Origin of the sequence: Polyangium sorediatum (genome assembly GCF_029946465.1) — a bacterium.
GTDB lineage: Bacteria > Myxococcota_A > Polyangia > Polyangiales > Polyangiaceae > Polyangium > Polyangium fumosum.
This window is the reverse complement of record NZ_JARZHI010000021.1, coordinates 121,022-143,426: the sequence shown is the minus strand read 5'-3', so window position 1 is coordinate 143,426 and position 22,405 is coordinate 121,022. Positions and strand designations below refer to the sequence as shown.

General features: G+C 68.4%; 16 protein-coding genes. 6 read left to right on the top strand and 10 right to left on the bottom strand.

The window, feature by feature from the left end:
* Positions 1-5: 5 nt before the first annotated feature.
* The 3 genes from QHF89_RS23790 to QHF89_RS23780 all read right to left on the bottom strand — a co-directional run bounded on the left by QHF89_RS23790 (position 6) and on the right by QHF89_RS23780 (position 2,461).
* The gene (locus QHF89_RS23790; RefSeq protein WP_136931066.1) at positions 6-707 is read right to left on the bottom strand and encodes a class I SAM-dependent methyltransferase; all 702 of its coding nucleotides are present in this window, start codon (positions 705-707) and stop codon (positions 6-8) included.
* 63 nt (positions 708-770) lie between these two features.
* On the bottom strand, positions 771-1,688 hold the full coding sequence (locus QHF89_RS23785) for a DNA adenine methylase (protein WP_136969814.1): 918 nt from the start codon (positions 1,686-1,688) through the stop codon (positions 771-773).
* A gap of 146 nt (positions 1,689-1,834) precedes the next feature.
* Complete coding sequence (locus QHF89_RS23780) at positions 1,835-2,461, bottom strand: CDP-alcohol phosphatidyltransferase family protein (protein WP_136969813.1); 627 nt, start codon at positions 2,459-2,461, stop codon at positions 1,835-1,837.
* A gap of 146 nt (positions 2,462-2,607) precedes the next feature.
* Between QHF89_RS23780 and QHF89_RS23775 the strand changes: the two genes are divergently transcribed.
* Complete coding sequence (locus tag QHF89_RS23775; protein ID WP_136969812.1) at positions 2,608-3,813, top strand: LIC_10091 family protein; 1,206 nt, start codon at positions 2,608-2,610, stop codon at positions 3,811-3,813.
* Between the two features lie 231 nt (positions 3,814-4,044).
* On the top strand, positions 4,045-6,984 hold the full coding sequence (locus QHF89_RS23770) for a carboxypeptidase regulatory-like domain-containing protein (protein WP_284720868.1): 2,940 nt from the start codon (positions 4,045-4,047) through the stop codon (positions 6,982-6,984).
* Positions 6,985-7,057: 73 nt separating this feature from the next.
* Here QHF89_RS23770 and QHF89_RS23765 read toward each other — a convergent pair whose 3' ends face one another.
* The gene (locus QHF89_RS23765; RefSeq protein ID WP_284720867.1) at positions 7,058-8,527 is read right to left on the bottom strand and encodes an RCC1 domain-containing protein; all 1,470 of its coding nucleotides are present in this window, start codon (positions 8,525-8,527) and stop codon (positions 7,058-7,060) included.
* Positions 8,528-8,590: 63 nt separating this feature from the next.
* Entirely contained in the window at positions 8,591-10,381 is a 1,791-nt protein-coding gene (gene ggt / locus QHF89_RS23760) for a gamma-glutamyltransferase (protein ID WP_136969808.1), read from the bottom strand.
* Positions 10,382-10,488: 107 nt separating this feature from the next.
* On the opposite strand from ggt, the gene QHF89_RS23755 reads away from it, so the two are divergent.
* Entirely contained in the window at positions 10,489-12,183 is a 1,695-nt protein-coding gene (locus tag QHF89_RS23755; RefSeq protein WP_136969807.1) for a choice-of-anchor Q domain-containing protein, read from the top strand.
* Positions 12,184-12,208: 25 nt separating this feature from the next.
* Here QHF89_RS23755 and QHF89_RS23750 read toward each other — a convergent pair whose 3' ends face one another.
* On the bottom strand, positions 12,209-13,525 hold the full coding sequence (locus QHF89_RS23750) for a GAF domain-containing sensor histidine kinase (protein WP_136969806.1): 1,317 nt from the start codon (positions 13,523-13,525) through the stop codon (positions 12,209-12,211).
* Between the two features lie 147 nt (positions 13,526-13,672).
* The gene (locus QHF89_RS23745; RefSeq protein WP_136969805.1) at positions 13,673-13,849 is read right to left on the bottom strand and encodes a L,D-transpeptidase family protein; all 177 of its coding nucleotides are present in this window, start codon (positions 13,847-13,849) and stop codon (positions 13,673-13,675) included.
* Between the two features lie 276 nt (positions 13,850-14,125).
* Here QHF89_RS23745 and QHF89_RS23740 point away from each other — a divergent pair, with 276 nt between their 5' ends.
* The gene (locus QHF89_RS23740) at positions 14,126-14,473 is read left to right on the top strand and encodes a hypothetical protein (protein WP_136969804.1); all 348 of its coding nucleotides are present in this window, start codon (positions 14,126-14,128) and stop codon (positions 14,471-14,473) included.
* A 296-nt stretch (positions 14,474-14,769) separates the two neighbouring features.
* Here QHF89_RS23740 and QHF89_RS23735 read toward each other — a convergent pair whose 3' ends face one another.
* Together QHF89_RS23735 and QHF89_RS23730 are read right to left on the bottom strand one after the other, a co-directional pair.
* Positions 14,770-15,711 (bottom strand): type 1 glutamine amidotransferase family protein, encoded by a 942-nt coding sequence (locus tag QHF89_RS23735; protein ID WP_136969803.1) that lies wholly within the window; start codon positions 15,709-15,711, stop codon positions 14,770-14,772.
* Positions 15,712-15,773: 62 nt separating this feature from the next.
* Entirely contained in the window at positions 15,774-16,358 is a 585-nt protein-coding gene (locus QHF89_RS23730; RefSeq protein ID WP_136931078.1) for a hypothetical protein, read from the bottom strand.
* A 112-nt stretch (positions 16,359-16,470) separates the two neighbouring features.
* On the opposite strand from QHF89_RS23730, the gene QHF89_RS23725 reads away from it, so the two are divergent.
* Positions 16,471-18,675, top strand: coding sequence for a prolyl oligopeptidase family serine peptidase (locus QHF89_RS23725; protein ID WP_136969802.1), 2,205 nt, complete (start codon positions 16,471-16,473; stop codon positions 18,673-18,675).
* 35 nt (positions 18,676-18,710) lie between these two features.
* On the opposite strand, the gene QHF89_RS23720 is transcribed toward QHF89_RS23725, so the two are convergent.
* Complete coding sequence (locus QHF89_RS23720; RefSeq protein ID WP_136969801.1) at positions 18,711-19,592, bottom strand: HU family DNA-binding protein; 882 nt, start codon at positions 19,590-19,592, stop codon at positions 18,711-18,713.
* Positions 19,593-20,319: 727 nt separating this feature from the next.
* Between QHF89_RS23720 and QHF89_RS23715 the strand changes: the two genes are divergently transcribed.
* On the top strand, positions 20,320-22,317 hold the full coding sequence (locus QHF89_RS23715) for a hypothetical protein (RefSeq protein ID WP_136969800.1): 1,998 nt from the start codon (positions 20,320-20,322) through the stop codon (positions 22,315-22,317).
* The last annotated feature ends 88 nt before the right edge of the window (positions 22,318-22,405 follow it).

Genomic DNA, 22,405 nt, shown 5'->3' with positions numbered 1-22,405 from the left:
CCTCTCTATCGCCGCGTCCCCTGCGGAATCCTGTGCGGCCGATGCTCCTGCTTCACCCAGAGCCGCAGGTGCGACGCGCCTTCGGGGTCCTCCTCCACGATCTCGTAATCGGGCGGCATCTTCCCGCCGAACCCCTGGTACGTCACCACGCGCATCCCGGGCGGCGCGGCTTCGAGCGCGGCCTCGATCCGCGCCACGTCCTCCTGGAACCGCTCCAGCGAGAGCGGCACCGCTCCGTCCATCTGCCACGACGGCGCGACCAGGTTCTCCTCGAACGGGTTGTAGAAGTAGAGCGCGTCGAAATACGAAAAATCGATCTCCTCGATCGTCCCGTGCACGAGCCGCGCGTTCCTCGCGCCCACGGCCGCCATCACCTCGCGGCCCACGTCGACGAGCGCCCGCCTGTGCTCGATCCCCACGAAAATGCTCTCCGTGACGAGCGCGCCGACGAGGCAGAATTTCCCCACGCCTGCGCCCACGTCGAGCACGCGCGCCCGCCCCTCGGGCGCGCAGAGCTTGGCCGCGCGCACGGCGATGGAGACGGGCGTCCAGAATCGTGACGAGAGCTCGCGGACGTCTGCAGGATACAGCGTGTCCAGCGCCTCGTCGGTCACTGGCTCGCCGGCGCGGAGCGCCTCGATCGTTTCCCACTGGGACGCAGAGAGCACGAGGGTGCCTGGACGGTGATGCGGGAGAACGGCGCGCATGCGCGGTTCATCGGACGCGGGATCCGGGACCGGGAGCCCTCCGGAGAGGCGCTCGCGGCCGCTTTACCGGATGATGAGCTCCTGGATCCGTCCGCGCCCCGTGCCCTTGCAGTTGATGGCGCGCGAAGCGCCCACCGCGGCGAGCTCGAAGCCGTCCCCATAGAGCGAGTACACCTCGGGCGCCGACGAATTCGAGAGCAGGACGCGCACCCCGCGCTCCTTGAGCTCGCGCGCCACGTCGCGAAGCCTCTGCTGCTCGTGCATCCCGAACCCGCCGCTCGTGTACGACGTGAAGCTCGACGACGCCGAGAGCGGCACGTAAGGCGGATCGAAATACACGAAGTCGCCCGCCCGCGCCCGCGCAGCGACGTCCTCGAACGAAGCATGCCGGATCGAGGCGTGCTTCAGGGCCCGCGAGCAGGCACGGAGGTTCTCCGCGTCGCAGATCGTGGGGTTCTGGTAATCGCCGAACGGCACGTTGTACTGGTTTGCCCGGTTCACCCGGTAGAGCCCGTTGAATCCCGTGCGGTTCAGGTAAATGAACCAGGCGGCCACCTCCACGTCGGTCTTCGTGTCGATGTCGCTCGAGCGCAACTTCATGAAGAAATCGCGATCGTGCGGGTAGGACGCGAGCCTGTCGATCACGTCCTCGACGGCGTCGCGCACGCCGAGGTACGTGCGCACGAGCCGCTCGTTCGTATCGCTGAGCTCTGCGCGCTCGGGCATGAGGTGGAAGAAGAGCGCGCCGCCCCCGACGAAGGGCTCGTGGTACGTATTGAAGCGCGACGGAATGCGCGGCTCGAGCTCGTGGATGAGCTGCCGTTTTCCGCCGACCCACTTGATGAACGGTTTTGCCGTCCCCGGCTCGATTTCACGAATGTCCGGACGCGGCTTTCCACGGGCCTTGAGGGGCCCGGGGCGGACGGACGGAAGGGGAACTGCGGCCGGGGTGGAGAGCGGTCGAATCGCGCGCTCGAGCATGTGGATACCCCAGCACCTACAATGGGGAATCGCGCTCGGCAAAACTTTCGATCGAAGAAGTTCCGGACAAATTCTATCGCTGAAAACTTGTCCCGGATTCGTGCGCTGAAAACTTGTCCCTGAACAACCGATCGGGTCTCACGGGTTCAGGGCTTCGGAATGCGGAGCGTCTTCGATATCATCGCGCTGCCGCTCACCACGAAGAGCAATACGATCGGGTGCAGCTCCCACGGCCCGAGCGTGACGGCCCCGCCCGGCAGCGCCGCGCCGATATACCCGTGCGCCGAGAGCGCGCCGAAGAGCGCCACGAGCGCGAGGCTCGTCGGGATCGGCGTCCCCTCATAATACTTCACCTTCCCGCCCTCGTCGGCGAGCTGGCTTGCCGTCGCGTTGTACCGCGCGAGCCGGCTGATGCCGCAGGCCACGAAATACACGAGCGCGATCGCGTCCCAGCCCCCGCGCATCCCGAGCCCGAACGCGAGCGCGGCCGGGGCCACGCCGAACGACACGAGGTCCGCGAGCGAGTCGAGCTCTTGCCCGAGCATCGAGACCTCGCGCCGCGCCCGGGCCACGCGCCCATCGAGGAAGTCGCAGAACAGCGCGACCGGGAGCAGCCCAAAGGCGAGCCGGAGGAACGTAACGTCGCCCGAAGCCACGTACTTCATCGTCGCCAGCATCGACCCGGTGCCGGCAAAACCATTGCCGAGGGTCAAGAAATCCGCGATCTGGAAGTCACGAATCATCGAGAAGCGGCGGCGTCGAGGCTTCTTCATGGCAGCGCTGGCATCCATGGCACAACGTGGGCACGCGGCCAAGATCCCCCGCACGGTACCGCCCCGCGCCTTGACACCCCCCGTGTTTCCATCGGACCCTCGACGCCCTGGACGACGCCCGCCCGCCGAGGCGTTCCCGGTCCGCCATGGCCCCCACGACCCCGCGCCTGCTCCCCCGCCTCGCCCCGATCCTCGCCCTCCTCGTCGCCGCCGCATGCGACCCGCCCAAGACCGAACCCGCCGCCTCCGCTCCCGCTTCCGCTTCCGCGCGCGCCTCCGCTCCCGCGTCCGCATCCGCCGTCACCCCGGCCTCCGCCCCCGCCGCGCCTGCCTTCGGCCCCTTTGGTGAGCTCGTTCGCACCCTCTCCGAGCCGGGAGGCGACTTCATCTCGGACAACCTCATCTCGAACGAGACCTCGTACCTCCAGACGGCCGACGCGCTCGCGGCGCGGCCGGCGGGGGGCGTCTACGTCGGCGTCGGGCCGGAGCAGAATTTTACGTATCTCGCCCTCACCCGCCCGCGCCTCGCGTTCATCGTCGACATCCGCCGAGATAATCTCCTCCAGCACCTGTATTATCGATTCCTCTTCGAAGAAGCCGAGAGCCGCTCCCATTTCCTCGCCCTGCTCGTCGGGAGGCCCTACGACGCGGCCACGGCCCCGCCCACGACCGCGGACGTCGACGCCGTCCTGAAGCACGCCGAGACGAAAGCGCCGGATCCGAAGCTCTTCGCCACGACCGTCGATCGGGCCATGAAGCGCATGCAGGAGGCCTACGGCGTCACGCTCACGGACAAGGACAAACGCGCCCTCGCGCGGATGACGCAGGTCTTTTTCGACAAACAGCTCGATCTCCGGTTCGAGCTCAAAGAAACCTCCGGCCGCAAATACCCCTCGCTCCGCGAGCTGGTCGGCGCGGCGGATCCCGCAGGCAAGAAGCGCGGGTTCCTCGCGACGGACGAAACCTTCCGGTTCGTCCAGACGATGGAGCGCGAAGGCCGCGTCGTCCCCGTCGTCGGCGACTTCGCGGGCGACGGCGCATTCCCCGCCATCGCCGCGTTCCTCCAGAAAAACGACCTCCGCGTGAGCACGTTTTACGTATCGAACGTCGAGCAATACCTGCTCGAACCGCCCACGTGGTCGAAATGGATCCGGAACGTCGCCGCCCTCCCACGCACGGACGACGCGCTCTTCCTGCGTTGTTACCTCGACCAGGGCAAGAAGCACCCGAAGCAGATGGAAGGCCACCGCACGGCCACCGTGCTCGCCAAGATCGACGATTTCGTCACGCGCGAGCAGAAGGCCCCGACGCGATCGTGGTTCAAGATCGCGACCGAAGGCAACCTCGACTGAAACGAGAACGTGGGCGCGCGCGGGGCTCTGCCCCGCACCCCGGAAGGGGGCTGTCCGCCCCCTTCACCCCGGACCAGGCACGGCCTGGACCGAAAGCGTAGAAGCCGCGCGATGCGCGGTTTCTGAAGCCCGGCGTCTCGCGCTTGACGATCGGGCCTTATGCGCACCGCACCACATCATCTCTTGACATTCGGGGGGTTCCCGATTGAGATCCCCCCCGGAGGATTTTTCGTGCACAGATCTATGTTGTTGCAATTCGGATGGACGCTCGTCTGCGCCTCGCTGATCGGCGTCGCGGGATGCGGCCCGGCTGGCGGCGAGTCGAGCGGCAGCGGCGCCAACGGCCAGGGCGGCGACGCCGGGAGCGGCGGTAACGGGGGAAACAACCCTTCCGGGACCGGCGGGATGGGACAGGGCGGCGGGGGCGGCGGCGAGTGCACGGATCAATGCAGCGCAGGGCAGACCCAGTGCTCGAACACGCAGCTCCAGACGTGCGCGCTCCAGGCCAATGGCTGCTACGATTGGTCCACGCCGCAGAGCTGTCCCACCTTCCAGACGTGCTCCGGCGGGCAGTGCGCCTCGTCCTGCACCGATCAGTGCTCCGCGGGGGAGACGCAGTGTTCCGGGGCGAACGTCCAGTCCTGCGCGCTCCAGGCGAACGGCTGCTACGATTGGAACCCGGCGCAGGCATGTCCCACGTTCCAGACCTGCTCCGCCGGCCAGTGCGCGCTCGCGTGTACGGACACGTGCTCGAATGGCGGCACGCAATGCGCGAACGGACAGATCCAGACCTGCGGCCTGCAGGTCAATGGCTGCTATGACTGGAACCCCGCGCAGAACTGCCCGACGTTCCAGACCTGCAATGGCGGCCAGTGCGTCAGCTCGTGCAGCGATCAATGCATGGGCGGCGCGACGCAGTGCTCGGGTCCGCAGGTCCAGACGTGCGGGCTCCAGGCGAACGGCTGTTACGACTGGAACCCCGGCGCGAGCTGCCCCTCGGGCCAGGCCTGCGAGGCCGGAGCCTGCGCCTCCCAGTGCGACGACAAGTGCACGCAGGGACAAACCAAGTGCTCGGGGACGCAGGTGCAGTCCTGCGCCATGCAGCCGACCGGCTGCTACGACTGGGCCGCGCCGATGGCCTGCCCGTCGCCGCAGATCTGCCAGGGAAGCGCGTGCGCGTCGTCGACGTGCGTGCAGAACGATCTGCGCTGCAACGGCAACCTCCTCGAGGTCTGCAACGGCAGCAACCAGTGGCAAACCCAGCAGGTCTGCGCGCAGGCGTGCGACCCGGCGATGAAGGCCTGCACGGGTACGACCACCTGCGTGGCCGGCTCGCGGCGCTGCAACGGCCTGCAGACGCAGGTCTGCAACTCCACCGGCACCGCGTGGCTCACGGTCGAGACGTGCGCCATCGCCTGCGACAGCGGCAGCGGCCTCTGCGCCGGCTCGTGTGAGGCGGGCGAGAAGCGCTGCAATGGAAACACGCCCGAGACCTGCAACCCCACGGGCACCGCCTGGACGCAGGGGCAAACCTGCGGGACGTATTGCTTCAACGGTGACTGCGCGCAGCCGAGCCTGGTCATCGACGCCAACGCCAACGCCACGCTCAACGGCGAGCAGGTCTTCGCGGGCGACGTGACCATCATCAACTCGAGCGTGCTCACGGTCCCTTCGGGCAAGCTCGTGATCCGCGCGAAGAACTTCGTCCTCGACGCGAGCTCGCAGATCGTCGTGACCCCGACGGGCAACGATCCGCGCGGCAAGGGCGGCAACGGCGGCGCGAGTTCCTGCAACGCGCAGGGATATTGCACCGCCTCCGGCACGCTGCCCGCCGGCGGCGGCGGCTACGGCGTTGCGGGCGCCACCACCAGCGCGACGTTCAGCTGCTACTACAGCGGCACGCGGTACTGCAGCGTGTCGGCCCAGGGCGGCCCCGTCTACGCGATCGCCGATCAGGATCCGGCGACGGGCTCGAGCGGCGGCACCTGCACGAGCGGCACGCCGGGCCTGGGCGGCGGCATGCTCGTGATTTACGCCGAGAACATCACGATCGCGGGTCAAGTCACGGTGAACGGCCAGAGCGCGTCCGGCTGCGCCGGCGGCGGCTCCGGCGGCGGCGTCGTGCTGCGCGCGACGAACGATCTCAAATTCACGGGCTCCATCTCGACCGCGGGCGGCAACGGCGGCTCGAGCGGCGGCGGCAACGGCGGCAACGGCGCGGTCAAGCTGCTCTACGGTAACTCGAAGACGCTGACCGGCTCGGTCGTGGCCTCGAAGTTCGAGTCCTACATGGCGCCGTTCGACGTCTCGTCGTCCACGCACCCGAGCTCCAACCTCTGGTACAACGACGGGTATCCCTCCTTCGAGCTCGCGTGGAGCAAGCCGTTCACGGCCTCGGCTGGCTACTACTACAAGCTCAACACGGCCTACGGCTTCGTGCCGAATTCGTCGAACGCGAGCTACAAGCCGGAGGAGTCTGTCCTGTACACGCCGGCGGATCTCGCCGTCGGGACGAACTACTTCCACATCAGCACGCTCGGGCCGTTCGCCAACTTCGGCACCGTCGAGTCGCGCTTCGTGGTCAACATCAACGCGACCACGCCCACGGTGTCGTCGTCGAGCCACACGACCCCATCCACCTGGTACACGAACAACTCGCCGTACTTCGCGTGGACGCTGCCGAAGGCGGACGAGAACACGAAGAACTTCTACTGGGAGTTCGATCCGTACGCGACGACCATGCCGGATCACGACTCGAACACGATCCCCATGGATCTGACGAGCCCGCAGAACTCGAAGCAGATCCTCCTGCCCGGCAAGGCCAACGGCATCTGGTTCTTCCACCTGATCGCCGAAGACACGATGGGGAACCTGACGAAGAACGCCACGCACTTCCGCGTCCAGATCGGCACCGATCCGGGCAAGGGCAGCGTGTCGGGCACGGTCACCGACGCGATGACGGGCCAGTTCGTGTCGGGCGCGTCGATCACCCTGAACCGCGGCATGCACGACGGGACGACCAACGCGAGCGGCGGCTTCGCCTTCGCGAACGCGGTCTTCGCGCAGCAATACGAGGTGCGCGTGAGCAAGGCCGGATATCAGGACATGGTCAAGATGGTCACGGTCACCTCCGGACAAACCTCGACCGTGAACTTCGCGATCCAGCAGTAACCCAGATCGACCCACCCCTCCGCGGCCGGGACGAACCCGTCCCGGCCGCGCTCCCCTCCCTCGCCGGATCCCGTCAATTGCAGGTGAGCTGCGGCTGCACCGGCGTCGCTTTCAAAAGGACGGCCGTGCCATCGCCGATCTGCCCGGCGTCGTTGCGCCCCCATACGTAGATCAGGCCGTCGGCCGTGAGCGCGAAGCTGTGCTGCGCGTCGGGGCCCGCCGCGATGGTCTTGATCGCGGGCAGCCCGGTGACCTGCGCCGGCGTCGATCGTGACGATGTGCTGCCGTCGCCGAGCTGCCCGTTCTGGTTATCGCCCCAGGTCCATAACGTCCCGTCACTCCGAAGCGCCATGCTGTGCAAATCCCCTGCAGCGATGGCCACCACGTCGGAGAGCCCCTGCACCTGCACGGGCGTATTTCGCTGCGTCGTGGTGCCGTCGCCGAGCTGACCGTTCGTATTCTGGCCCCAGGCCCATACGGTCTTGTCGGACTTCAGCACCAGGTTATGCCCCTGCCCGGCTGCCACGGCCGCGGCCCCCGTCATGCCTTGCACCTGCACGGCCGTATTTCGTTGCATCGTGGTGCCGTCGCCGAGCTGGCCATACAGATTCGAGCCCCAAGCCCACGCCGAGCCGTCCGCCCGGAGCGCCACGTTGTGGAGCTGCCCGGCGGCGACGATGGCCACGTTGGAAAGATTCTGCACCTGAATGGGCGCCGTGCGATTGTTGACGCTCCCATCGCCGAGCTGACCGTTCGTGTTCTGCCCCCAAGCCCATACCGCGCCGGCCTTCGTGAGCGCCAGCGAATGGTACGAGCCCGCGGTGACGGAAATGATGTCGGCAATGTTCTGCACCAGCACCGGCGTATTCCGTTGCGTCGTGGTCCCATCGCCGAGCTGGCCATACAGGTTCGATCCCCAGGCCCGGACCGTGCCGTCGCTCTTGACCGACACGGCGTGGACACGACCCGCGGCGATCCGCAAGGCGCCCGTCAGCCCCTTGACCGGTACCGGCGTGGCCTGATTGTTCGTGCTCCCTTCGCCGAGCTGGCCCGAGGCGTTGCTGCCCCAGCCCATGACCGTGCCTTCGCCGCGCACCGCCAAGCTATGCCCGCGACCGCCGGCCACGTCGACGAGGCAAGGCCCCTTTTCGCACGTGGGCCCCGTATATCCGGGGGCACAAACGCATACGAAGGCGCCATCGGTGTTCGTGCAGGTCGCGTTTGCGCTACACGGGTTCGACGTGCACTCGTCGATGTCCTCGCATTTCGTGGGCTCGCCGCTGCACGTGAAGCCCTGCTCCGTCGAACACGTGGCCGAGCACCCGTCACCGTCCGCCGTATTGCCGTCGTCGCAGTCCTCGCCGCCGCCGACGATCCCATCCCCACATTCCTGGTTGCCCTCCCCTCCGGCCCCCCCCTCGCCAATCGTCCCGGAGGCCCGCGCGCAGCCCCCGCCCGATGCTCCGAGCACGCCCGAGAGAAGCGCCCCGCTCAGCAACGTGGCCAGCGCTGTCCAGCTCGTCATCGTTCGAATTTGGTCCACTGCTCGACTCCTCCCTCTGGATCTCGCCGCGTACCACGTCCATCTACCCGATTCCAGGAACCTTCAAAGCCCCAGCGCGAGCCCGCTCTTGTTGCGCGGCTCGGCGGCGCCCGTCCACACACCGCCCGGACCCCGCACGATCGACGGCGCGTCAGCGATCGCGTCCCACGCCTCGAATTTGTGCCCACGCGCGCCGAGCGCCCGCTGCACATCCTCCGGCAGCCCGCCTTCCTCGATGAAGATCTGATCGGGCAAATGTTGATGATGCACCCGCGGCGCGCCCACGGCCGCGGTCGCGCCCATTCCGTGATCGAGCACGTTCGTGATCACCGCGAGCGCCGCCGAGATGATCGTCGGCCCTCCGGCCGCGCCCGTCACGATCCGCACGGCCCCGTCCGGCCCCACCACGATCGTCGGCGTCATCGACGAGAGCATCCTTTTGCCCGGCGCGACCGCATTCGCCTCGCCCTGCACGAGGCCAAAGACGTTGGGCTTTCCGGGCTCGGTCGCAAAATCGTCCATCTCGTTGTTCAGGAGAAACCCGCCGCCCCGCACGACCACGGCCGAGCCGAGGGACGTATTGATCGTCGTCGTCAACGCCACGGCCGCTCCGCTGCGATCGACGATCGAAAAATGGGTCGTGTGTTTTTTCTCGTTCGCGCCCCCGCGCCCGGGCCCGACCTCGGACGAGGGCGTCGCGCGGGCCGGCTCGATCGAGGCACGCGCCTTCTCCATGGCCTCCGCCGAGAGAAACTCGCCCGTGGGGACCGGCACGAACGCAGGATCCCCGAGGAAATGGTTTCTCTTGGCGAACGCCCGCCGCGACGTCTCCACCGTCACGTGCAGCGCCTCCGGCGACAAAAAGCCCATCTTCCCGAGATCGTAGCCCCCGAGCACGCCAAGCGAGAATGCGAGCACGAGCCCGCCGGACGAGGGCGGCGGCATCGCGAACACCTTGTGCCCGCGATACTCCATCTCGACCGGCGTCCGCCAGACCGGCCGATAGGCCGCGAGATCCTCGGCCGACACGATCCCCCCGCCCGCCTCCATTTCCTCGACGAGGAGGTTTGCCGTCTCGCCCTCGTAAAACCCCGGCGCCCCGCGCTCCGCGATCCGCACGAGCACCTGCGCGAGCGCCGGGTTTTTCAGCACCGCCCCCACGCCGAGCGGCTTTCCCCCGGGCATGAACATCGCGGCCGAGGCCGGAAACCGGGCGATGTCCGCCGCGCGATCCCGGAGGATCTCGGCGAGCCCCTCGTCCACGACGAACCCCTCCTCCGCGAACCGGATCGCGGGCGCGACGAGCTCCTTCCACGGAAGTTTCCCGTACGTACGATGTGCCTCCCATAACCCGGCCACCGCCCCCGGCACCCCCGCGGCCAGGTGACCCACGAGCGACGCGTCGTTTTTCCCAAAGAACATTTCCCGCGTCACCTTCGCCGGCGCGGTCTCGCGGAAATCGAGCGCGCGCACCTCCCCTTGTTCCGCGCGTACGACCATGAATCCCCCGCCGCCGATGTTCCCCGCCTGCGGGAACACCACGGCGAGCGCGAATGCCACACCCACCGCCGCGTCCACGGCGCTCCCGCCCTTGCGGAGGATCTCCACGCCCACGCGCGTCGCGTCGGCCGCGTCGCTCGTGACCATGCCCTCCCGCCCCGACGCGGGCGCGGCGCGCAAATCGAAGCGCCACTTCGCAGGGACACGCGCGAGCGCGGGCACCACGGCAGGCGAGGACGCGACCGCCGGCACCTCCGGGGGTTTTGCGCCTTCGCCGCACGAAGCCGCGAGGATGGAGGAAACGAGGAAAGTAGCGCGGGCGAGGAGCCGGCGCGCGGCAGCGTTGGCGTTCACGGGCGCTACATACCACGCGCATGGCGAAGGCTCGCATCGATCCTACGATCGTCTTCATGCCGCCGCGCCCCTCGCGTAAGGATGGACAGGAACCGCGGAGGTCCTCCATGCGATCTTTCTTTTCGTCCATCACCCTCGCCACGCTCGCCTGCACCACCCTGCTCACCGCCTGCGGAGGCAATGGCGGCAAAGTCGAAAGCGGGAGCGGCGCCGGAAGCGGCAGCGGCGGCGAAGGCGGCACCGGCGGCGGCACCGGCGGCGCAGGCGGCAGCGGCGGCGCAGGCGGCGGCGGCAGCGCTCCGATGGGCTGCGAGCCGCCGAACGAGCTTGCCGACGTCTCCAGCCCGACCACCGTCGTCGGCACGGGGACGCCCGCGAGCTGCACCGAAGCGGCGCTCGACGCGGCGATCACGAGCGGCGGCGTCATCGTCTTCGATTGTGGCCCCGACCCGGTCACCATCGTCCTGAGCAAGGCGAAGACCATCCAAGCCGACACCGTCGTCGACGGCGGCGGCCGCGTCACCTTGAGCGGCGACCAAAAGACCCGCATTTTCGAGATGGACACGAAAAACTTCGAGGCCACGAGCCCCACCCTCACCGTGCAGCGCCTCACGCTCCGGGACGGCAAAGCCTCGGGCACGGCCATTCCGCTCGGCACCGACGTCGACGGCGGCGGCGGCGCCATCTACCACGTCGGCGGCAACGTCAGCGTCGTCGATTGCGTGTTTCTGGACAACGAGGCCGCGCTGGAGGGCCCGGACGTCGCGGGCGGCGCCATTTACAGCATCGGCCGCGGCACGCTCCGCGTGACGAGCAGCCGCTTTTCGGGCAACCGCGCCTCGAACGGCGGGGCCCTCGGCGCGCTCGGCGCAGCGATCCTCATCGCGGACAGCACCCTCGAAGAAAACCGGGCCACGGGCTACGGCGCCAACTCCGTCGAACCGAATGGCCAGCAGGTCGGCCGCGGCGGCAATGGCGGCGCGATCTGCATGGATGGGCAAGGGCGCACGCTCTCGATCTGCGGCACGCTCGTCCAGAACAACCAGGGCCGCGCCTACGGCGGCGCGCTCTTTCGCACCGGCTACGAGACCGAACCCACGATCATCGATCGTTCGACCTTCGACGGGAACTCCATCGTGGATCAGAACGACGCCCCGGGAATGCCGAGCAGCGCCGGCGGCCTCTACATCCAGGGCACGCACGTCACGATGACCGCGTCGACGGTCTCGAACAACCAATCCGAGGCCGTCGCGGGCCTCTGGATCCTCGGCCACGGCGCGACACCTGCCATTGCGGATCTCACGAACGTGACCCTCACGGGCAACACCACCTATCCCCGCGCTGATTTCACGACCCGTGGCATCGGCGGCGGCCTCTACATCGGCGACAAGACCAGCGGCAAGCTCACGAACTGCACCATCGTCGGGAACGCGGCCCAGTTCGCCTCGGGCATCGCCAACGTCTCGAACCTCGAGCTCCACAACACGATCCTCCACAACGACGCCGAGAACCCGTACACGCCCCTCAACTGCACCGGCAGCGCCTACGCGCAGCCGCCCGGCACCGGCACGAACAACCTGCAATGGCCCATCGGGATCAAAGACGACATGGATTGCACGCCGGGCATCTCCCGCGTGGATCCGCTCCTCGGCGACCTCGCCGACAACGGCGGCCCCACACGGACGATCGCGCCCCAGGCGGCGAGCCCCGCGATCGGCGCGGGCACCGATTGCCCGCCCACCGATCAACGGGGCAACCCCCGCAATCCAGCACAGTGCACGCTCGGCGCTTACGAACCCTGACCGATTCGATCACGCGCGCCCGCGGTCAACTCGCGTCGGCGCGGGCGACCGGGAGCCGGAAGCAGAACCGGCTCCCCCGCGGCGCGTCGTCGATCCAGCTCGTGCCGCCGTGCGCCTCGACGGCCATTTTGCAAAAGGCGAGCCCGAGCCCCCACCCGGTGCGGCCCTTCTCTTCGACCCGCACGTACCGGTCGAAAATGCACTGACGCATGTCGACCGGAACCCCGGGGCCCTCGTCGCAGATCGCGACCGTCACCCACGCGGCGTCCGCATGCGCCTCGATGCGCACCGTGCTCTTCATGGGGCTGTGACGAATCGCGTTGTCGACGAGGTTCTGCAGCGTGCGTCCGACGAGCTCTCGATCGGCCCAGAGCGCGCCCTCGGGCACCTCACACGACACCACGATCCCCTGCTCGCGTTTCTCGGCGAGCGGCAAGAGCTGCTCGCGAATCTCGGCGATGAGCCCGCCGAGATCCACGACGGCGTAACGCGGCACGAGCCTGCCCTCCTCGCTCTGGGCGATATCGAGCACGCTCGCCGCCGTGCGGACGATGCGCTCCGCCGAGGAAAACACGACGCCCCAGCGGCGCCGCTCCGCGGGCTCGAGGTCGGGGCTCCGGAGCTGCAAAGAAGCGGCGAGCACGATGGCGGCGGCGGGGCTCTTGAGATCGTGCACGACGAGCGCGCTCAGCGCCTCCTTTTGTCGCTGAAGCTCGAGCAGCGCCGCGTGCTCCTCGGCGAGCCTTTGGCTCTTCTCCTCGAGCTCGCGCGTCCGGTCCAGCACGCGTTTCTCCAGCTCGGCGTAGACCTCGACATTCTCCATCGCCACCGAGGTGCTATCGGCGAGCGCCTGGAGGAGCGCGAGCTCGCACGGCGTCGTGTGGTGCTGCGTCGCCCAGTAATTGCCGATGGCGCCGATGGGCGCCTTCGTCCGGATGGGCACCATGCACAGGCTCTTCACGAACGTCGGCCGATACGCGTCGAAAGGGATGCGCGGATCCTCGTAGATGTCCTCGATGGCGACGGCCTCGTGGTGAATCATCGACCAGCCGCTGATGCACGCGGTCATCGGGAATCGCCGGCCTTTCCAGAGCGGCTCGATGGCGTTCTCCTCCGCGTAGTAGCAGAGGTCGCCGTCGCGCAGGACGAACGTCGCGCCGTCGGCGCCGGTCAGCTCCCGGGCCGCCTTCCGCACGACCTCCATCAGGGCCGGCATGTCGCGCACGAGCGATAGATCCTGGACGACGCCGACGAGAGAGACAGGCGAAGGCTCCCCCCCCTCCGTCCGCGTGTATTCCCCGAGGCGCGCAGGCTCGACCAGACTGCTAGCAGCAGCCGTCATCTTTATTTGATACGGCAGAGCCAAGGCCGTGACAAGCTTACGTTCGGGCACATCGTTCGATTCGGACCAGCCCCGGTCCACCCGCAAGAGAACGAGGACGCCTGCCTGCCGGGCGAACGGCCCCTCGCCTTTCGCTGCCTCCTCACCTCACCGCCGAAGGACGATCCAGGTCCCCGGCGCGTTCGGGCGCGCGTCCGCGCTCGACCAGCCGTCGGGGACGGGCGGGTCGGTCCAGGCAAACACGATCGACGCGTCCTCGGGCGAGAGGTTGATGCAGCCGCCGCTCTTCGGGCTGCCGCCCACGCCCCCCCGCATCCTCGCCATACCCTCCTCGAACGACTCCCCCGCCCCGCGCGCGAGGAGACTCGGCGAGGCCGTCATGACGGTGCAACAGGCGCTGTAACGATGCCGCGTCAGTTGTTGCGCGCGAGTGACAGGCCGCGCGGATGGAACTCGATTTTGCCCGCTCAGCGAGGCCCTGAACCCTGTCGGGCGGGTCGGCACGGCCATTGCGATACCGATCAAACGTCGGCGCCCCGCGCGGCAGGTAGCTCGCGGCCACCGCCATCACGCCCGATCGCAATAAGGAGCATCGCCATCATGAAGACGAGCCTCGAACACAAGCGCAATTGGTTCTTCGCAACCGCCTTCCTCGCCGCGGCCCTCCTGTATCCGGTCCTCACGGCGGAGGCGAGCGAGGGGGTATCGGCCCAAAGCCAGGACGCCGTGGAGCAAGCGGAGCAGCTCGTCGGCTATCAGACAGCACCCGAAGCGACGCCGATGCAGTCGGGGGTCATCAAGTGCTGCAAGGACACCAATGGTGACGGGACCCCCGATACTTGCGTGTGGCTGCCCAGCACCGGCCATTGCGGTGAGAACGGCGGCGAATACCACAGGGCTTTGTGCCCGAGCGAGGATTCCCACCCGTCGCGTTGCCAGTTTATGTAATGCCACTCGCCGCGTGATCTCGCCGAGCGCCTAGCAGAGCTCGCCGCGCGTGCAGCGAGCCAGCATGGCCGTCCGAGAGCAGGGGGCGCCTTGTGTTGCACGCACCACACCGCGGCCAAGCTCCAGCGCCCGAAGCCCCTCGACCTAAACCCTTCCTCAACAGCGGTACACAATCAGATCCTGGTTGCCGCTCCCGCGCCCGCTCCCGCTCCCGCGCCCGCGTCAGGCACGGGCGCGTGCCTTGGGGCCGCCGCAGCCGGCCGCAAGCGCGAAGAGGAGCGTGAGGCGGGGTCGGATCAATGCGAGGCGAGGATCTCCGCGATGCTCGCGTACCGGCTCGGCGCGCGCGTGCCGTAGTGCAGGAGCCCGCCGCCGGCCGTCATCCACGACTCGTCGAAGCGACCGTCGGGGGACTGGATCCGCACCAGGTGATCGCCGTTGTCGAACGCCCAGTGCCGGCCGTGCGGATCGAAGTGATCGATGAGCGCGCCCTGGCGTGTGCGGATGTGGAACTGATCCGACGGGATGTCCCACGTCCGGTCCACGACGAACTCGTAGATCTGCCAGATGTTGCCCGAGGGCAGCACGCCCCAGTCCGTGTTCAGGCCCGCGTCGTTCGGCAGGCCGAAGACCCGGTAGTCGCCGAAGCGCCGCGCCGCGTCCCAGAGATCGCCGTTGCGGCTCGCGTCGTGGTGCAGCGTGATCATCGACTTGCGCACGAGGCCAAAGCCTTTCGTGTCCGTAGAGTCGTCGTACGTGCGCCGGAAGATGTGCTCACAGAGCTGATCGGCGCCCGCCGAGAAGCCCACCGTGAGCAGGCCACGCGCCTTGCGCTCGTGCAGGATCCGCCCGAACAGCCCCGGCTCGCCGTTGAAGCGCGCGCCGAGCTCCTTGTAGCGGTGCAGCCCCGTCACACTGTGACCACCGCCGAGGATCACGACCTCCGACGACCACAGGGAATGCCAGAACGTCTCGACGTCCTCGCGGCGCAGGCCGCTGTTCCAGTAAAACGGCAGGTACTCGAGGCCAAACCGATCGTAGAAGCTGAAGAAATACCGGAAGTTGCCCCAGGCGAACTCCTGGCGTTCGTACTCGCTCCCGTTCTGCGGGGTCTCGGACATCGGAAGGAACAGGATCCGCCTGTTGTCCTCGCCGCGCAGCGCGCGCTGCACGATGAAGTGATCGTGGATCAGGTCGGAGCGGTCGTGCGAGCTGTAGACGAGCGAGGTGCCTTTCATGATCGGGGCAGAGTAGAGTCCCGGAAGGCGCCGTTCGTCAAGGCGATCGTGACGGAACGTGATCAGTCCATGAAGAGCATCAAGGAGAGCGCGGAGAGGCGCTCGGCGTCGCTCCATGTGGACAAGCCGCGGCCGACCTGCAGCTCCACCTCCTCCGGCTGCCAGCGCCCGTCACAACGCTTGCGCCCCACGTAGACCGGCCCACGGCGCCCGAGGTCGAGCTCACACGGCCCGAGCACCACACGCGCGCGCTCGTCGCTCAGCGCGACCTCCACGTTCCTCCCGTAGACGAGCCCGCGCGCCGTCACCACGCGCTCTTCGCGCGCGATGGCGAGCTCGAACGGCAACGACGACGCGAGCCCGCGCACGCGATCGCCCTCGATGCGCATGTCGACGAGCCGACCGTAGACGCGCCCGCGCAGCGCGTGATCGTCGGCGTCGGTGTAGCGGCCGAGGTTCACGTCGAGCCCGAGCACCCCGCCCGCGTTCACCTGACCGCCGATGACCTCGCGGCCATGGCTGAAGACGGCGAAACGATTGTAGTCCCGGGGTTCGTCGTAGAGCTCCTCTTGCGAGGGGAAGTTCGACGGAACCGCACACCCCAGGGGAACGACGAGCGCGAAAAGCGACAACATCCACGTTCGCACGAGCACCTCCCTCGGCCGGTTACGCTCGGGCAAGCCGAGCTACAGCCCGGCGATTCTGCCACGGGATGCAGCCCTTGAAAACCCTCGCGACGCGTGAGCATCATGCGCGCCGATGAAGCACTCGCGCCCCTCCCCTCTCGCCGTTCTGCCCGTGCTCCTCGCCGCCTGCGCCGGCGCGCCGCCGGCCCCGCCCGAAGACGGCGAGGGCGCGCCCCCGCCCCCGCCCGCGACGGCGACCGCCGAGGTCAAACCCGACGCGCCCGCGAACAAGGCCGCGTTCCCCTACCCGAAGACGCGCAAGGTCGACGCGGCGGACACGTTCTTCGGCGTGAAGGTGGCCGATCCGTACCGGTGGCTCGAAGACGAACGTTCGCCCGAGGTGCAAGCGTGGGTGAAGGCCCAGGACGAGCTCGCGCGCGCCGAGCTCGCGAAGCTGCCGAAGCGCGAGGCGCTCGCCGAAAAACTCCGCGCGCTCTCGTACCTCGAATTCGTGAGCCCGCCGCTCCGCCGCGGAAAACGTTCGTTCTGGTCGCACCGGCCCGCCGACAAGGAGAAGAGCACGATCTACTGGCGCGAGGGCGAGAAGGGAGAGCAACGTGTCCTCATCGACGTCGCCTCGCTCAGCGCCGATGGCTCGACGTCGCTCGGCGCGTGGGTGCCCTCGTACGACGGCAAATGGGTCGCGTACATCGCGCACCCGAACAACGCGGACGCGGGGGAGCTCCGCGTGCGTGAGGTCGCGACGGGCAAGGACAGCACGATCGACACGATCCCGGGCGCCGAATACGCCCACCCGCTCTGGACGCCGAAGGGCGACGGGTTTTACTACGTCTCGATCCCGGTGGATTCGAAGATCCCGGCCTCCGAGCTGCCGGGGTACTCCGAGGTGCGCTTCCACAGCCTCGGCAAGAAGGCGGACACGGACACGGTCGTGCTGCCGAAGAACGGCGATCCCGAGACCGAGCTCGAAGCGCGGCTCTCGCGCGACGGCCATTTCCTCGTGGTCAACGTCCTGCACGGCGGCAACGTGAGCGGCATCAAGTTCCTCGACCTGCGCAAGAAGGGCGCGGCCTGGGTCGATCTCGTGAAGGGCTACGAGGGCTCGATGAACGCCTTCGCCTACAAGAACGTGATTTACCTCCGCACCACGGAGGGCTCGCCGCGCGGGCGCATCTTTGCCATCGATCCGGCCAAACCTGCGCGGGATCAGTGGAAGGAGATCGTGCCCGAGTCGAAGGACGCGGTGCTCCAGGAGGCGTCGATCGTCGGCGGCCACCTCGCGCTCGACTACCTGCGCAAGGCGTCGAGCGAGATCGAGGTCTGGACCACGGCGGGCAAGAAGGTGCACGCGATCAAGCTGCCCGGCATCGGCACGACGAGTGGCCTCCTCGGCGAGCCGGACGAGGATCGCGCCTACTACGTGTTCACCTCGTTCACCTACCCGACCTCGATCTTCGAGGCGAGCATCAAGACCGGCGAGAGCAAGCTCTGGTACGCGCTCAAAGCGCCCGTCGATCCGGCGCCGTACGGGGTCGAGCAGGTCTTCTACCCGTCGAAGGACGGCACGCAGGTCTCGATGTTCGTCGTCCGCAAGAAGGACGCCCCGAAAAACGGCACGACGCCCTTCCTCCTCACGGGCTACGGCGGCTTCAACATCAGCAAGACGCCGGCCTTCTCGCCCATGCTCTACACGTGGCTGGAGAACGGCGGCGGCCTCGCCTTGCCGAACCTGCGCGGCGGCGCGGAATACGGCGAGGAATGGCACCGCGGCGGGATGCTGACGAAAAAGCAAAACGTGTTCGACGATTTCATCGCCGCGGCCGAGTGGCTGGTGAAGGAAAAGCTCACCGCGACCGATCGCCTCGTCGTGTATGGTGGTTCAAACGGCGGTCTGCTCGTCGGCGCCGTGGCGAACCAGCGGCCGGACCTCTTCAGCGCCGTGCTTTGCGCGGTGCCCGTGCTCGACATGATCCGGTATCCGCTCTTCGGCGACGGGAAGACGTGGGTCTCCGAGTATGGATCGCCCAAAGAGGAGAGCCTCTTCAAGGCGCTCTATGCGTATTCGCCGTACCACAACGTCAAGCCCGGGGCGAAGTACCCGGCGTTCTTGATGTTGTCGGCGGACGCGGATGATCGCGTGCATCCGCTGCACGCGTGGAAGACGACGGCGGCGCTGCAGGCGGCGCAGGCGGGGGATCCGCCGGTCCTGATGCGCGTGGAGAAACATTCGGGGCACGGCGGCGCGGATATGGTGAAGAGCCGCGTGGAGCAGGCCGTCGATATGCTCGCGTTCGCGTTCGGGCACGTGGCGCACTGAGAGAGGCGGCAGCGGCGACGGTTGCCGCTGCTGCGTCATCCCTTCAGCAAATTCTCGGTCGCGCCGAGGAGCTCGACGTCCGTCGGGACCGGCTCGACGCCGGTCGTGCCGTACCGCTGCGCGAGGACGCGAGCCTGCGCGTCTTCGCGTTCCGCGACTTCGACAATCACGGCATCGTACGAAAGACCGTAGTTGCGCCGAAGCTCGGCGTTGTAGGCGAGGGCGTATCGCGCCGCGTCGAGGGTGCGGACGAACCCGCGCGCATGGTCCACGAGGCGCTCGTACTCGCCTTCGACTTCGAGGAACCGAACGAGCTTCGTATCGGGCGCACCGGGGGCCTCCATCATGACGAACGGATACGTCTGCGCCGACGGTTCGGAGGTCGCCCTCGCGTGGTCGAGGGCGCGAGCCGCCAGATGCTCCAATGGATGGTTTCTTTCGAGGGGAACGGGCGCTGCGAACTCGTCACGCAACGCGCCCTTGAGCACGAGGCTCGGCTTGAACGAGAGGCGTCGCTTTCCCCCCTTCTTCTCGATGCGAAGCTCTCCGAGCCCGGACACCTTGACGACATTCTTGCTCGAAAGTGCGGCGACGAGATGCGCGTGGAGCTTGGGACAGGAAACGGTCGGGCATCCCCGTGTCCCCTCTCCCGCCTCGGCCGAGCGGGGCGCCGAGGCATCGTCGACAGCGTCGAGCGTGACCGCCTCCAGGAGTGCCTTCGACGGAACGAAGCGCGGATCGAGCCGCCGCGGTACGAAAAGGGGCCGACCGCTGCTCGGCACCACGGAGATGTGGGGGGGAGCCTCGACGCACGCGAAGGAGCCGAAGCTCGTTTCCACCCTGCCCGACGGCCGCCGGAGCGACGCCGCGAGCATTCCGCATAATTCGTTCAGCTCCTGGGCGATGTCGGGTTTCACGAGGGCCTCCCGGTCGGGTCCCAACGTAGCGCATCGTAGCCCGCCTGCGGGCAACGGAGGGTTCGCGTCCACGCGAACGACGAGGGCGACGACACGAGTGGAGGTTCGCGTCCACGCGAACGACGAAGGCGACGACGCGAGTGGGGGGTCGCGTCCACGCGAACGACGAGGGCGAAGGCGCGAGCGGGGGTTCGTGTCCACGCGAACGACGAGGGCGACGACACGAGCGGGGGTTCGCGTCCACGCGAGCGCCGAAGGTGAAGGCACGAGCGGGGTTCGTGTCCACGCGAGCGCCGAAGGCGAAGGCACGAGTGGGGGTTCGTGTCCACGCGAACGACGAGGGCGAAGGCGCGAGGGAAGGTTCGCGTCCACGCGAACGACGAGGGCGAAGGCGCGAGCGGAGGCTCGCGTCCACGCGAGCGCCGAGGGCGAAGGCGCGGTGGAGGGACCGCTCGGACGTGGTCACCGTGGGCTACGATGGGGTGGAGGGACCGCTCCGCGCTTCTGCGCGCTGCTCGTCGACCCCGCGCCTCCGCACACGGTGTACCTCGATGGCTTCGCGACCGCCGAGGGGCGCTTCGTCGCGGCGATTTGACCAAACCGTGGCCTCCAGCGGAGCATAACGATCGAAGTCGGACACGGGTTTGGCCATGCAATACCCATCGGCCACGCGCGTGCCCTTTTTGCCCGTTGCTCCCGGCCGCCCGCTGGGGCATAGGCCGCGCCCATGGGCGCCTTCTTCACCAACGTGCATGTCCGCCTCCCCCAGGGGACCTCACTCGAGCCGCTCCGCGCCGCGCTGATCGCCGCCGCCGAGGAAGAGGGCGCGGAGCTCTGCGCCGAGGGCGCGGAGCCGGACCGGACCGTGCTGATCCTCGGGCCGAACAAACAGGGCTGGGTGTCCCTTTACGACGAGCGCACCGAGGGCCAGGACCAGGCGCGGCTCGACGATCTCGCCGCGCTGACCTCGCGCGCACTCGACGCGCCCGCCCTCACCGTGCTCGTGCACGACAGCGACGTGCTTTGTATGGACCTCTTCGACAAGGGCGCCTGCGTCGACCGATACAATAGCCATCCGAGTTATTTCGGCGAGGAGGCCGACGCGGGGGACGCCGAGGATCTTTCGGGACACCCGGAGCGGTGGGTGAAGGGCTTCGGCCTGGCCCTCTCGGCCGCGGAGCTCCGCGCCATCTGGAGCGGCAAGGAGCTCTTCGCGGAGGTCACGCTCGCCGAGACGGCGCGCGCTCTGGGTGCACCACCAGAGCAAATGGGCGTGGGGTACCGGTATCTGGACGAGCAGACCCGGGCGAAGGCGACGGCGCTTCGCTTCCGGCTGCGCGAGCGGCCGGGGTACGAGGCCGCCGCCGCGGGGCCGACGGTGCTCGTGGCGCAGACGGTCGGGGAGAACGTGCCGGCGAGGTTCGCGGTGGGCGACGAAGTGCGCGTATCGCTGACCACGCACAACCAGGGCGGGCCGTCGCAAGGATTGCTGGTGGCGGCCTGGGGCGAGGCGATCACGCAGGGTCTCGTGAAGGTGGAGCACTTCGAGGTGCTCGTTGGTGATGTGCGCGCGGGCGCGCAGCACGAGATGGTGGCGCCCTCGGCGCGCGAGCACCAGGGCAGCACGGTGGTGGTGGCCGAGCTGAAGGAGGCCGTCTTGCCTGCGGGCGTGCCCGGGGGCTTTCATGCAATGGCGCCCGGCGGGGACTGGCAGCGCGCCTTCACGGCCATGCAACGGGCGCAGGTGCACGTGAACGTGGTGGGCCGGGTGGTCTCCGCGGGAGCGGCGGCGCTCCACGTGGGATTGGTGCCGCTCGCGCATCGCGAGGGGCAAACGTCGATCACCTACGAGCTGACCCTGGACGCGCCTCTCTGGCGTCCGCTGCGCGCAGCGCCGGAAACACCCTCGCAACTGCTCCTGCCGCTCTCGATGGGGCAGCTCTTGGTGGCATTCGTGGTCTTCCCCGACCGCAGCGAGGCCGTCGCCCAGCACGCGGCGCAGGCGTTCGAGAAGCTCGCGACGCTGGCGGCGAAAGCGTCGGCCTTCGATACCACCATGTTCCTCGCCAAAGCGGGCCGCCGTCCCGATACGAAGTCAGCGCCGGGCAATGGTTTTTTCAAGGGCGCGCGCTGGCGGGCGCTCGTCCAGGGAATGCGCGAGGAGCAGGTCGTCACGGTCCAAGCGCAAGAGGACATACACGCGCGCATGGCCCAGGCGGCGGCCACGGGCTTGATGCCCATGCCAGGGCTCGGGGTCTCGTTCGGCGGCTCGATCCTGCCGCAAGAGGAGCCGGAGACCACGGTGCTCAGCCTGTGGGTGAACGTCACGGAGCTCGCCGAGGCGCAAGGTTCCGCGGCACGGGCGCACCTCGTCGAGGTGGTGGAGGGCGCCGTGGAGCGGCTGGGCGCGCTGCAAGGGTTTCTCGCGCGCTGGGGGACGGCGCCGTCGAACAGCCTGGATACGACGCCGTACGAGGTGGCGTGTGGCATTCACCACGGCACGCTGCGCCCGAGCAGGGCCTCGCGCTGGCTGCGCGCGGTGGGGAGCGAGGTGACGTGGATCGGGGCGCCGCTGCTCGCGCATCTGGACGCGGCGTCCCGGGAGAGGCTCGCGCAGGTGGCGGACGTCCGCGCGGGGACAGAATGGCTGCGCGTGGAGGCGCGGCCGGGGGAATCGCTGACGGAGATCGAGCGGGCGCTCGCGGCGTTGCTCCCGGAGCGTTGAGGAAGCCGTGCGGCCGTGGCGTCGGGGGGACGACGCACCGACGGCGCGCGCGGATCAAAAAACGCACGGCTGTGCAAAAAGCGCAACC